We start from the raw sequence: 12822 nt of genomic DNA on the forward strand, positions 1-12822 counted from the left end.
CATGGTGCAGATCGGGTACACGATGATGACCGAGCAGGCCGGTCCACGGGAGCTGGTGGCCCACGTGGTGGGGGCCGAGCAGGCCGGTTTCGACTTCTCGGTCACGTCCGATCACTACTTCCCCTGGCTCGAGTCCCAGGGCCACGCCTCCTACGCGTGGAGCGTGCTCGGTGCCGCCGCGCAGGCCACCGAACGCATCCCCCTCATGACGTACGTGACCTGCCCGACGACCCGCTACCACCCGGCCGTCGTCGCGCAGAAGGCCGCCACCTTGCAACTCCTCTCCGAGGGCCGCTTCCGCCTCGGCCTCGGTTCGGGGGAGAACCTCAACGAGCACGTGGTGGGTGGTGGCTGGCCTGCCGCGCCCGTCCGCCTGGAGAAGCTGGAGGAGGCCGTCGAGATCATCCGTGCGCTCTTCGCGGGCGGGAACGTCAACCATCACGGCGTCCACTTCGATGTGGAGAACGCCACGTTGTGGGACCTGCCCGACGCGCCCCCGCCGATCGGCGTCGCCGTCTCCGGCGACCGTTCGTGCGAACTCGCGGGTCATCTGGCCGACCTGTTGATCGCCACCGAACCCAGGCCGGAGCTGATCTCCGCCTTCGAACGGCACGGCGGCACGGGCAAGCCCAAGGTCGGCCAACTGCCCCTCTGCTACGACACCGACCGCGACGCGGCGATCGCCCGCGCCCACGACCAGTTCCGCTGGTTCGGCGGAGGGTGGCCGGTCAACTCCGAGCTGCCGGGACCCGCGGCGTTCGCGGGGGCCACCCAGTTCGTACGGCCCGAGGACGTGGCCGAGTCCATTCCGTGCGGTGACGACGTGGACGCCGTTGTCACCGCCGTGCGTCCCTTTGTCGACGCCGGGTTCACCGAGGTCGCGCTCGTCCAGATCGGCGGGGAACACCAGGAGCCGTACCTGGAGTGGGCCGAGCAGAAGCTGCTGCCCGCCCTCCGCGAACTGTGAGCATTCGACGCCGCGACACGTACGGCGATCTTCGACGTCGACGGAACGCTCGTCGACGTCGACACCCGCCACCCGCACGTCGTCACCTGGTGGGAGGTGATCCCGCTGACCTGCTCGGGCGCCTGACCACCAACGTCTTCACCGACGAGGAGTGACCCGTCCCTCCCGGTCCCTCCGCCGGCTCCCTCCCGGTCCCTCCGCCGGCGCCGGGGCCGGGTCAGCCGGCGGTGAGCAGGGAGTCGTCCTGGGGGCGGGCGCCGGGCAGTCGGTGCCGGGCCGCGATGAGTGCGGCGTCGACGTCTCGGGTGCCGGTGGCCACACACAGGGTGTAGGCGACGTCGTCCATCCGCTGCCGTGCGGCGTGGCTGCCGTTCTCGGCGTGCAGCGCGCGCAGGGTCTCGTACTGCTCGATGAGGTCCTCCAACACCGCGGGGTGGGCCATCAGCACCGGGGCTCTCCATTCTCGTGAACCTGAACCTGTCGTTCGCGAGGCGGATACCCCCGGCCGATCCGCGTATGCGGTGCAAGTCGGCGACTTCGTACACGGCACCCCCTTCACCGCTCAGCCTCCGAGGTCTCCTCCCAGGTGCGGGACCTTCGCGGCATACTCACCGGCATGAGTTCCGCGAACGGCGGCGAAAGCCGGCCGGACCCGACCACGTCGCAGGCGGCGTCGCTGCCCCAGCTGACCCAGCACGAGCAGGAAGGTGCCTGGGTGGTGGCCGTTCACGGCGCCTTCGACGCCAACTCCACCCCCCTCCTCGCCACAGCCCTGCAGGACGCGGCCACCACCTACGCGACGGTCGTCGTGGACGCGGCCGGGGTGACCTTTGCCGATTCCACCGTCCTGGCCGTGCTGCTGAACTTCCACCACGGCCACCGCCTGCGCCTGGCCAGGCCCGCGCACCAGCTTCGGCGGGTCCTGGAACTGACCGGAGCGGACAAGGTTCTGGACATCCGACCGACGGTGCGGGACGCCATCGTTCCCTGAGGCGAGGCCCGAGCACTGCGGGGCGTACCGCGACGACAACGACGACGTCCCCGGCGACGACCCGCGAAGGTGACGTCGCCGTTCGTGCCGTGCACCGGTCGCCGGGAAAACGGCGTCGGGGCGGCAACCTTCTCGTCCTCTGCGGCAACTGGGAGCCGGAAGACCGAGTCGAACTACCGGATGGACGGGCATGACGGCAACGAAGCACGCCTCGCCGCAACCGTGGCGCGGGCGCGGACTGGTCACGGGCATCCCCTTGGCGCCGCTTTTCACGGCCTGCAGCCGGACGTCGCGCCGGCGACCGGCGTCCGGTTCGCCCGGCATTGACCAGCCGGCCGGTCAGCCTTCACCGCCCCGCAACCGAGCACGACCGCTGTTCGAATGCCCGGCCGGACACTGTTAGGATGCGCCCCCCGTTGTTGTTAAACGTGCAACCAACGCGCACATCATTGCCAGGAGAGGGCGGCCGGGGGATGGTCCTCGATGACGCGTCCGCGGAGTTCCACGAGTTCTTCGAACGCCACTATGCCGAACTCGCCCGTCTGGCACACCTCCTGACCGGGGAGACCGACGCGGCGGACGACCTCGCGGCGGATGCCCTGGTCGCCCTGTGGCAGCGCTGGGACCGGTTGCGGCAGGCCGACCACCCGCTCGCCTACGCCCGCGGTGTGGTGGCCAACATGGCGCGCGGACGGATCCGCAGCACGGTGCGGGAGCGACGTCGGATCACGCTGTTCTGGTCCCGCAGCCCCGAGAAGGTGGAGGGGCCGGACATGGCGGCCGTGCTGGACGTCCGCGCGGCGCTCGCCCGGCTGCCGTTCCGCAAGCGCGCCTGCGTGGTGCTGCGGCACGCCTTCGACCTGTCGGAGAAGGACACGGCGGTGGCGCTGGGCATCTCGGTCGGCACGGTGAAGAGCCAGACCTCGAAGGCAATGGCCGAGCTGGAAAGGATGCTGGGCGCACACGCGGCCGGGGACCTGGTGGCAGGGAGGAGGAACCGGTGAACGAGGAGATCGACCGTCGGCTGCGCGAGGCCGCCGAGGCCCACCGGCCCGACCGCGCGAGGATGCTGGCCCGGGTGCAACGCGGCATGGCCGGCCCCGCCGTCCGTCACCGCGCGCGGCCGTTCGCGAGGTCCTGGATCAGGGTCGCGCTGGCCGGGCTCGCCGCCACCGGCATCCTGGCCACCGGCGGCCTCGCCGTCGCCGCCATCGTCGCCACCTCGTCGCCGTCGCCCACCGTGACCACGCCTGCCAGCCCGTCCCCGACCGTCGGTTCCCCGCACCCGACGTCGGCCCGCCCCACCCCTGTCGCACCGGCCCCCGTCACCACCCCGGGCAGCTCGCGCCCGACTCCGGCGGCCACCAGTCCATCGCCGACCGCCGACGAGAGCGGGAACGGACCATTGTGGTCGGCCGGCTCGGTGGACCCGCGCAGCAACGTCTACTGGACGCAGAGCGACCTCGCCCTCAAGACGACCCAGCCGCTCACCTCGCTCACGATCGAGATCCGGATCGTGCAGACCGGCGGGGTGAAGAACACCGGCACCTGGCAGACCCTGCCGAGTGATGACTTCACCGTCACCACCCAGGAGGCCGGCGGCACGCTGGTCTACCGCTGGGTCCTCAAGCCGGGGCTGACCGTGCCGGCCGGGAGCCATGAGTTCGCCGCCCAGTTCAACAACGGCACCGGTGGGCACGGTGTCGCGGGCGACGGCTACCGCGTCGACGCGCAGGGTTCGGGCGGCTCCTCGTCGGTCCGGGGAGGATTCGTCCCGACCCGGTGAACCGCGCTGTGCGGCAAGGGGACGAGGTCCCCTTGCCGCACAGGCTCGATGGGAGAACAAGTACCCGCGCTGCCGGTACGGGGTCCAGTCGGCCGGCCCGGCGTCGGCCCCGTCGGGTAGGTGGCCTTCAGGTGGCCGACAGGTCGCCGTGGAGCCGGGTCGGGGATGGTGACGGCGGCCGTGAACATCCTTCCCTCGATCGCGGCAGCCTTTGTGTGCGTGGCGGCAACTGGCGGATGACCAGGGCCGGATCAGCGTTCGCCGACGGTGGCAGCGGTCAGCACCGCAGCTCGGTCTTCCAGGACGTGCTGGGCAACGGCTTCATCGAGGAGGCGTCCGCACCGCGCAGGCCGCCGATCCCTCGGCCAAGCTCTGCTACAACGACTACAACATCGAGAACTGGACCGACGCCAAGACGCAGGGCGTCTTCGCGATGGTCAGGGACTTCAAGTCCCGCGGTGTGCCGATCGACCGCACCGACGGCGGCATGGCCGGCGCCGACCGGAGAAGTCCTCAGCCCGACCAGGACGACGAAATGCGCCCCCATCGAAGAGATGGGGGCGCATTCGTCGGCTTCGCCTACTTGAGTGCTGTACCACCCGAGTTGTGGTACGCGATCGTCTTGTTGATCAGGTTTCCGCCGTCGGTTTCGACCGAGGTCTGTTCCTGCTGCCCCGGGCCGAAGAGCAGCCCGGCGACATGGGCGTTCGCCACCTGGTCCATGTGTGCGAAGAACCAGTCCACCTTGTCGTCCTTGTAATGGTTGAGGGTGTTGTTCTGCGCCATGTTGCCCACGGGGATCTGCCACAGGACCACCGGCTTGCCCACGGACTCGGCCATCGTCTTGTAGAACTGCAGCGCGGCCGCGGCCTTTTGGTCGTTCCAGAAGTGGTCACTGCCGCCGTGGGCCGGCTGTGCGTACCAGCCCGCGTCGCGGTCCGACACGTCGGTGGCCAGGAAGTCGGCGTTCTTGGCCCCGAAGCTCTCGTAGGACTTGACGCAAGCCTGCGTGTTGGTCTGCCAGTCGAAGCAGGAGAGGTGCATCCCCACGGCGGTGTTCGGCGCGTACTTGTGCGCCATCGAGATCAGGCACTGGGCGAGTCCGGTGGCGCTGTTCTCCTGCGAACCGCAGTCCTTCGGGTTCGCGCTCGAGACCTGCGCGGGAACCTGGTGCGGATCGCCGAGCGACCGGACGTAGCCCCAGAAGTCGGGCTCGAGGTCGATCGCTTCCTGCGACGTGCCGATCTTCTGGAGGAAGAAACGGTAGTCGTTCAGGTAACGGGTCAGCAGGTCAACCCGGTTGATGGCCTTGACCTCGCCCGGACCGTCGCCCTCGCCCGCCGCGTCCCCGAGGTCGCGCAACGAGTACCAGGTCCAGAGCATCTTCTGCGAACGCGCGCTGCCCTTGTACGTCGCCTGGGACACCACGTCGTCCCGCCAGGTCACGTACGTGCCGGGCGCCGTGGTGCTGCCGTTCCAGCAGCCCCACCAACCCGACCAGTCGTCGTGGCATTTCGCTGCCGTGTAGTAGTCCGAGGAGGGCGCGGGCTGGCTGTGCACATAGGCGTACCGCACGTCGAACGGCGCGGCGGCCGCTGAGGCGTCGGACATCGAGCCGCCGATGAGCACCGTGCTGCTGCCCATGAAACGTGTCGTCGAGCTGCCGCCACCGGCCACGGGAGACGACGTGGACGACGGCGTGGACGACGGGTGCGAGCTGCTCGGAGCCGGGCTGGTGGGAACGCTGCTGCTCGGCGCGGAGGGCGTACCGGAGCTGCCGACACTCCCGGCCGGGACGAGCTTCCACTGCTGGTTGGCGGCGCTCCGGTCGCGGTTCTGGACGACGCCGCTCCCGTCGGCCTTGGCGGCGTTCTGGACGCCGACGGCCATGCCACTGAAGCGATTGACCAAACGCAGGTAGCCGTCCGGCGACTTGGCCAGTTTGAACTGCTGGTTGGTGCCGTTCAGGTCTTTCCACTGCACGAGGGCGGAGCCGGCGGTCTTCGACCAGCCGAGGTCGTCCAGCACCTTGCCGGAGTTCCGGTTCTGCAGCCGGTAGTACCCGTCACCCGCGTCGATGAACCGCCACTGCTGGTTGGGGCCGCCATGACGGCTCCACTGCACCACCGCCGCGCCGTCGTTCCTGGCGGCGGCGCGGTCGTCCAGCACCTTGCCGCTGTCGCGGTTGACCAGCACGTACCACTTCTTCGGATCCGGGGTCTTTTTCTGATCTGCCGAAGCCTGGCCGACCACGACAGCCGAGCCGGCCACGACCACCAGGCTGAGACCCGCCCAGAAACCCCGACGCGCGAGCAGCCGACGGCCACGGTGCTTCGCGCGGCCACCGCGCGCGCCACCGTCGGCGCGGTGGCCGCCGACGCGGGACGCCTCCGATGACGTGGGTGGGCCGGGGACATGTCTGTGCTCTCGTTCCAGGGACACGCCTGTGCTCTCTTTCAGCTGCCGCTCTGACCGGACCACTTGGCCGGACAACGCTGAGTGGTCCGAGAGGCCGAAAAGGTTGCCGCGAAGAGCACAGAATTTTTTTCGCGGATTCTCAGCGGTGAGCGCGACGGTTCCATGACCGGTGGACGTGGTTCGGTGTCAGAGGGTTCGGGCCGCAGCGGCGTCGCGAAGGAGCCCGGCGAAGGTCAGGGCGGCGGGGGTGAGCGAGTGGTCGGCCATGCGCACCAGGAGGATGCGGCGGACGGGTGCCGGTGGCTGGAGGGGCAGGACGTTCACGCCGGGCCGGATGCCCTCAAGGGCCAGGGTGGGAGCAAGAGCGACGCCGATGCCGGCGGCGACCATGGCCTGGGCCTCCTGGTAGTCGTGGGCCTCGTAGGCGATGTGGGGCTCGAAGCCGACGGCGCGGCAGCCCCGGACCAGGGCTTCGGCCACCGGGTGGTGGTCGGCGCGGGTGATCCAGGAATCGGGTGCGAAGTCGGCGAGTGAGGCGGCGTCGCGGCCGGCGAGCGGGTGGTGGTCGCTGACGAGAAGGGCCGGCGGGTCGTCGAGGAGCGGGGTGACGACGATGTCCTCCCGGTCGATTCGGCTCCAGTCGTAGTCCCACATCAGCGACATCTCGATCTCCCGGTTCTCCAGCATGGTCCAGAGTCCGGCGATGCGGGCGCTGCGGACGGTCAGCCGAACGTCGGGGTGGGCGTCCCGGAAGGCGATCACGGCCTGTGGGAGGAGCGAGGCGCCGACGGTGGGGAAGGTACCGATGCGCAGGGTGCCCGCGCGCAGGCCGGCGTAGTCGGCGAGTTCGTTCTCCGCGGCCTGCAGTTCGCGTTCGATCCGTTGCCCTCGTTCGGCCAGCGCCCGTCCGGCGTCGGTGAGGGTGACGCCCCGGGCGTGGCGTTCCAGCAGGGGCTGGCCTGCCTCCGTTTCCAGGCGGCTGATCTGCTGCGACACCGCCGACGGGGTGTAGTTGAGGGCGCGGGCTGTCGCGGTCACCGAGCCGCGCCGGGCGACCTCCGTGAACAGCAGGATGCGCCGGACATCGAGCACGCCGCCACCTCCAGCGTTTACTTCAGCTTAATAGCCATCCAGTTTTCCGAGATTGTACTTCACGCTGCCGTAACCCACCGTGGAGGACACCACGCACGGCGAGACCGTCGGTGGGCTTCGGTGGGCTTCCCCTTTCATGGCTGTGAGGAGTCGGTTGTGCTGCGTCTGCAGGGCGAGATGATCCGCGGAGGAACCAGCAAGTGCTGGATCTTCGACCACCGCGACGTGGCCGCCACGGGCGTGGACGTCGACGCCCTCCTGCTCGCCGCCTTCAATGCCGCCGACCCCCGTCAGATCGACGGCGTGGGCGGCGCCTCCTCCACCACCTCCAAGGCCGCTGTCGTACAGGCGTCGGCCCAGGCCGGCGTGGATGTCGAGTACGCCTTCGCGCAGGTGGGGATCGGCGACGAGCGCGTGGAGTGGGCCAGCAACTGCGGCAACTGCGCCACCGCCGTGGCCCTGTACGCCGTCCACCACCGTCTCGTGCCGATCACGTCGGACACCACCACCGTCCGCATGCTCAACGTCAACACCGGGGCCCGCCTCACCGGCACGATCCCCACCCCCGCGGGTGTGGCCCCGGAGGAGGGCACGGCCGTGGTCCCGGGTACCTCGGCGCCGGGCGTGCCGGTCCTGCTCGGGTTTCAGGACCCGGCGGGCTCGACGACCGGCCGCGCTCTGCCGACCGGCCGGGCACTGGACGAGCTGACCGGCCCGGACGGCCTGGTCGAGGCGTCCCTGGTGGACGCCGGCGCGCCGGCCGCGCTGTTCGAGGCCAAGGCGTTCGGCCTCGACGGCACGGAATCCCTCACCGCGTTCGCCACCGCAGTGCCCGCGCTGACCCTGCTGCGCCGCCAGGCAGCGCTGGCCATGGGCCTGGCCCGCGAGGGCGATCCGGTCAGCCACGCGGTACCGAAGGCGGGCATCGTCGCCCGACCCGCGCTCTATCGCACCACGCAGGGCATCCTCGTCGACCAGGACGAGTACGACCTGGCCGTGCGCATGGTCTCCATGCACGCCCCGCACCCGGCGATCGGCCTGACCTCCGCCGTGGCCCTGGCCACGGCCGCCACCACCCCTGGCACCCTCGCCCACCGCGTAGCCCGGCAGACCGCCGACGGCACGCTGCGCCTGGGCACCCCCGCCGGCGTGATCACCACCCAAGCCGTCCCCGCCCCGGACGGCGCGTCCCCCACGGTGCTGCTGCACCGCGCCGCCCGCCGCATCGCCCGAGCCGAACTCCTCGTTCCCGTCCTGGAAGGACGCCCCGCATGAGCCGCAACGACGCCGCCCCGGGTACCGTCACCCCACCACCGGGCCGCATCCGCCGGATGCTGTCCCACCTCTACGTCCAGTGCCTGCTCGCCGTCCTCCTCGGTGCCGCCGTGGGCGGGCTGTGGCCGTCCGTCGGCGCTGACCTCAAACCGCTCGGCGACGGCTTCATCGCGCTGGTGAAGATGTTCATCGCACCGATCATCTTCTGCACGGTCGTCCACGGCATCGCCTCCATGGGCAACGCCCGCGCGGTCGGCCGCGTGAGCCTGAAGGCCCTGGTCTACTTCGAGGTGCTGACCACCGTGGCCATGGTGATCGGCCTGGTCGTCGTCAACGTCGTCAAGCCGGGCAGCGGTCTGCACATCGACCTCTCGACCCTGTCCACCAAGGCCCTGCCGCCGGAGGCGACCACGGCCCACGAGGGCTTCGCCGCCTTCCTCCTCGCCACCATCCCGGCCACCCTGGTCAGCGCCCTGACCGGCAACGAGATCCTGCCCGTGCTGCTGGTGTCGGTGCTGTTCGGATTCGGCCTGCACGCCAGCGGAGAGGCCGGCCTGGGCATCGCCCGGGGCGTCGAGAAGTTCTCCACGGTCCTGTTCACGCTCATCCGCTGGATCATGCGGCTGGCCCCCGTCGGCGCGTTCGGCTCGATGGCCTTCACCATCGGCCACTACGGCCTGGGCACCCTGCGCCACCTGGCCCTGCTGGTCGGCTCGTTCTGGCTGACCGCCCTCTTCTTCGTCCTGGTCGTCCTCGGGACCGTGATGCGCCTGAACGGACTCCGGCTGCTGCCCTTCCTGCGCTACATCAAGGAAGAACTGCTGATCGTCCTGGGCACCTCCTCCACCGAGCCCGTCCTGCCGCGCATGATGGCCAAGCTCCAGCACGCCGGCGCCTCGAAACCGGTCGTCGGCATCACGCTGCCCGCGGGGTACTCCTTCAACCTCGACGGCACCGCCATCTACCTGACCATGGGCTCGGTCTTCCTCGCCCAGGCCCTCGGCATCCACCTCAGCCTCACCCAGCAGCTGGCCATGCTCGCCGTCATGCTGCTCACCTCCAAGGGCGCAGCGGGCGTCACCGGCTCCGGGTTCATCGCCCTGGCCGCCACCCTCAGCGCCGTCCCGCACGTCCCGCCCGCCGCCCTGGCACTGATCTTCGGCGTCGACCGGTTCATGTCCGAAGCCCGCGCCCTGACAAGCCTGGTCGGCAACGGCGTCGCCACCCTGGCCGTCGCCCGCTGGGAGGGCGAGCTGGACGAGAACCGCGCCAGGGCCGTCCTGCGCGGAGAGCTCCCCTACGCCCCCACCCCCGCTCCCTCCACGGTGACAGCCGAACCCGATCCGGCGGAGACACCAGTACCAACCCACGCCCCCGTCCCCGCCGCACGCTGACGTCGCGGTCCTGACCGACCTCACCGCCGAGGCGGATGCCGTCACCGTGGGCCGCGACAAGTGCGTGCCAGTCAGCCGCACGGCGGGGCCGCGGGCCGTTGTGGCCGCGGCCCCGCTCGGGCGTCGGGGTCAGGACGGGTCGCCGTACTGGAGGCCCCGTCCGTTGGTGCCGATGTAGACGCGGCCGAAGGTGTCGGGGTCGCCGGTGATGATGCCGAGGCTGCCGATGGCGCCCCACTGGTGGGCGTCGTCGTTGACGCGGAGCCAGGTGGCACCCTTGTCGGTGGAGCGGAAGACTCCGGTGACGTCCTTGACGGTGCCGATCAGGTACAGGGCCTGGTAGTTGGCGCCGGGTGCGGCCTTGCCGAAGCCGAGGGCGGAGGCGGACTGCACCGTGGTGAGGGTGGTGAAGGTGCGGCCGCCGTCGGTGGAGTGCAGCAGCCCCCTGTCGCCGGCGGCGATCCACAGGTCACCGGCGATGCCGGGGACGGCGGTGAGCCGGCCGGAGGGCAGGCCGGTGGCGCGGGCGGTGAAGGTCGCGCCGCCGTCGGTGCTGGCGTGAAGCGTGCCGCCGGACAGGGAGTAGAAAATGTTGGCCGAGGATCGGTCGGCGACGACCACGGCGTCGGTGCCCAGGCCGCTGACCTTCGACCAGCTCGCTCCCTTGTCGGTCGAGCGGTAGGGGGCCTGGCCCGCTTCGGCCCAGACGATGGTGGAGCCGTCCGCGGCGAGGGCGACATGGCCGCTGTTCGCGCTGGGGACCGGTTCTGCGGTGAAGCCGTTCCAGGTGCTGCCGCCGTCGGTGGAGTAGGCGCCGTCCTGCGCGCCGCCGGTACCGACGCGGACCATCACGGCGGGGGCCGACTGGGCGAAGTCGATGTCGGTGCTGCTGCTCATCAGCGGGTCCTTCAGCCGTCCGGCGGGCACCTCGGTCAGGGAGTCGTGGCGGAAGCCGCCCTGGTCGCCCATGGAGGTGATGACGGTGGCGCCGCCGGGAGGGGCGATCGCGTCCGCCAGCGAGGTCTCCTCCAGCCCGCGGGCCCCGGAGGTCCAGTGGCTGGTACCGCCGCTGTCGGAGGCGTTGGCGTCCTTGCTCTGCCAGATGCCGTTGCCGGTGCCGTACAGCACGTGCCCGGAGTCGAGGGGATCGATGGCCAGCGCGGTCATCCAGTGCCCGGTGTTGGTGCCGACGTACGGAGCGCCGGAGGCGTCCCGCTGCGACTTGTCGGCCAGCGCCTTCCAGGTCGTGCCGCCGTCGGTGGTCCGGTAGATCTCGTCCTCGGGCCACCACCGGTCCAGGGTGGTGACCATCACCGTGGACGGCTTCTGCGGGTCGACGGCCAGACCGGAGAACCCGTAACCGCCCTGCGAGGGAGAGATGTTCTTCCACGCGCCGCCGGCCGGCGTGTACTTCCACACCGAGCCCGCCGTCGCGTCCATGGGGCCGATGCTGTTGCTGTACGTCAGGTACAGCGAACCGTCACCGGAGACGACACCGTGCTGCGGCATCTGGCCGGTGGGCCGCCCGGAGACGGCCTGCCAGGTGCTGCCGCCGTCGGTGGAGCGGTACAGGGAGGTGTCCTTGTCGTTGACGCCGACGTAGACCGTGTTGCTGCCGGCCGGGCCGTACGTCACGAAGGAGATGCCCGCGCCGCTGCTCGCCCCGTCCTTGACGGGGAACGAGGAGACCTGACTCCATGTCGCGCCGTAGTCGGTGCTGCGCCACAGGCCGTTCTTGCGGGTGCCCAGCAGCAGGGTGCCGTGGTCCGCGGGGTCGATCACGAGCCGCTCGCCCGCCCCCCGGCCGGGTTCGTTGCCGCCCACCTTGAACGGCAGATCGGTCCGCTGGAAGGTACGGCCCCGGTCGGTGGAACGCAGGATCGCGCCGTTGCCCGCCCACTCGTTGGTGTACGTGCCCGTCGAGAGGTAGAGCCGGCCCGGGTCGACGGGGTCGGTGGCCAGCGCGTCGATGCCCAGCAGGTTCCAGTCCTTCTCACCGAGCCAGTCGGTCAGCGGGATCCACTGCTCGGCCGCGGTGTCCCAGCGGTAGGCGCCGCCCATGTCGGTGCGGGCGTACAGCAGACCCTTCTCCTTCTGGTTGAACACCAGCCCGGTGACGTAACCGCCGCCCGCCACCTGGGCGTTCTTCCACACATACGGTCCGGCCGCGGCCGTGGTCCGAGTGCTGCCGGTCCCGGACGCCTGGGTCTCGGCCGTTTGCACCAGCTTCCACTGCTGGTTGGTGCCGCCGTGGCCCGGATACTGGATGACCGCCGCGCCCTCGGCCGTGGAGCCTCCGGAGACGTCCAGGACCTGGCCGCTCCTGCGAGAGGTGAAAGTGACGGCGTCGGAACCGCTCACATCGTCGATCCGCCACTCCTGGGAAGTGGCGGAGCTGTCGGTCTGCTGCTCGGCGGCGGCCGCCTGGGCGGTCGAACCGCCCGCTATGCCCAGCACCTTGCCGCTGTTGCGGTTCACCAGCTCGTAGTAGCCGTCCCCGGTGGGTCTCAGCTTCCACTGCTGGTTGGCGGTGTTCTGGTCGGTCCACTGCTGGATGCGGGTGCCGTCGGCGGTGGAGAAGGCGTTGACGTCCATCACCTTGCCGCTGCGTACGGAGACCAGCCGGTAGTAGGCATTGCCGTCGATCGTCGCGGCCTGCGAGTCGTCCTGCGCGAACAGGAGGTACGGCACGACGGCGGCGGGCACGCCGAGCAGCAGAGCGGTGGCGGTCCAGCGACGGCGGTGCCGCCCGCGGCGTCCGCCGGTCGTGGGGTTGTTCATGGGGAGGTGTTCTCCTTGCCTGCCGTTCACCAGAAGAGGAGTGAATCCGGGCACGGGGGATGGCCGGATCCGACTCCCAGTGGTCACAGACGCCGCACAGGGTTGCCGCGAGCCGGAA

General features: G+C 70.5%; 10 protein-coding genes and 1 pseudogene. 7 read left to right on the plus strand and 4 right to left on the minus strand.

Annotation, left to right across the window (positions count from 1 at the left end; all coding sequences use genetic code 11):
- The first annotated feature begins 1 nt into the window (after nt 1).
- A complete protein-coding gene (locus ACZ63F_RS26840; RefSeq protein ID WP_469714329.1) occupies nt 2-967 on the plus strand; it encodes an LLM class F420-dependent oxidoreductase in 966 nt (321 codons plus the stop codon).
- A 217-nt stretch (nt 968-1184) separates the two neighbouring features.
- Here ACZ63F_RS26840 and ACZ63F_RS26845 read toward each other — a convergent pair whose 3' ends face one another.
- The gene (locus ACZ63F_RS26845; RefSeq protein ID WP_352356553.1) at nt 1185-1415 is read right to left on the minus strand and encodes a DUF5133 domain-containing protein; all 231 of its coding nucleotides are present in this window, start codon (nt 1413-1415) and stop codon (nt 1185-1187) included.
- A gap of 168 nt (nt 1416-1583) precedes the next feature.
- Here ACZ63F_RS26845 and ACZ63F_RS26850 point away from each other — a divergent pair, with 168 nt between their 5' ends.
- The 4 genes and pseudogenes from ACZ63F_RS26850 to ACZ63F_RS26865 all read left to right on the plus strand — a co-directional run.
- Nucleotides 1584-1958, plus strand: a complete 375-nt coding sequence (locus ACZ63F_RS26850; RefSeq protein ID WP_469714334.1) for an STAS domain-containing protein — start codon at nt 1584-1586, stop codon at nt 1956-1958.
- Between the two features lie 473 nt (nt 1959-2431).
- Entirely contained in the window at nt 2432-2962 is a 531-nt protein-coding gene (locus tag ACZ63F_RS26855) for a SigE family RNA polymerase sigma factor (RefSeq protein WP_469714336.1), read from the plus strand.
- The gene (locus ACZ63F_RS26860; RefSeq protein WP_469714339.1) at nt 2959-3744 is read left to right on the plus strand and encodes a hypothetical protein; all 786 of its coding nucleotides are present in this window, start codon (nt 2959-2961) and stop codon (nt 3742-3744) included. The genes ACZ63F_RS26855 and ACZ63F_RS26860 overlap by 4 nt, the downstream gene beginning before the upstream one ends.
- Nucleotides 3745-3998: 254 nt before the next feature.
- Nucleotides 3999-4216 (plus strand): annotated as a pseudogene (locus ACZ63F_RS26865) (endo-1,4-beta-xylanase); the annotation flags it as partial.
- Nucleotides 4217-4323: 107 nt separating this feature from the next.
- Here the strand turns inward: ACZ63F_RS26865 and ACZ63F_RS26870 are convergent.
- Nucleotides 4324-6015, minus strand: a complete 1692-nt coding sequence (locus ACZ63F_RS26870) for an RICIN domain-containing protein (protein WP_469714341.1) — start codon at nt 6013-6015, stop codon at nt 4324-4326.
- Nucleotides 6016-6348: 333 nt separating this feature from the next.
- Nucleotides 6349-7254 carry a LysR family transcriptional regulator gene (locus tag ACZ63F_RS26875; protein WP_469714342.1) on the minus strand — a complete coding sequence of 302 codons (906 nt, stop codon included), beginning with the start codon at nt 7252-7254 and terminating at the stop codon, nt 6349-6351.
- A 156-nt stretch (nt 7255-7410) separates the two neighbouring features.
- Between ACZ63F_RS26875 and ACZ63F_RS26880 the strand changes: the two genes are divergently transcribed.
- Together ACZ63F_RS26880 and dctA are read left to right on the plus strand one after the other, a co-directional pair.
- A complete protein-coding gene (locus ACZ63F_RS26880) occupies nt 7411-8529 on the plus strand; it encodes a PrpF domain-containing protein (RefSeq protein ID WP_469714344.1) in 1119 nt (372 codons plus the stop codon).
- Nucleotides 8526-9923 (plus strand): C4-dicarboxylate transporter DctA, encoded by a 1398-nt coding sequence (dctA, locus tag ACZ63F_RS26885; RefSeq protein ID WP_469714346.1) that lies wholly within the window; start codon nt 8526-8528, stop codon nt 9921-9923. The genes ACZ63F_RS26880 and dctA overlap by 4 nt, the downstream gene beginning before the upstream one ends.
- Nucleotides 9924-10052: 129 nt before the next feature.
- On the opposite strand, the gene ACZ63F_RS26890 is transcribed toward dctA, so the two are convergent.
- Nucleotides 10053-12704, minus strand: coding sequence for an RICIN domain-containing protein (locus tag ACZ63F_RS26890; RefSeq protein ID WP_469714348.1), 2652 nt, complete (start codon nt 12702-12704; stop codon nt 10053-10055).
- Nucleotides 12705-12822: the final 118 nt, after the last annotated feature.

The sequence above is a fragment of the Streptomyces sp. NPDC104761 genome (assembly GCF_055583445.1).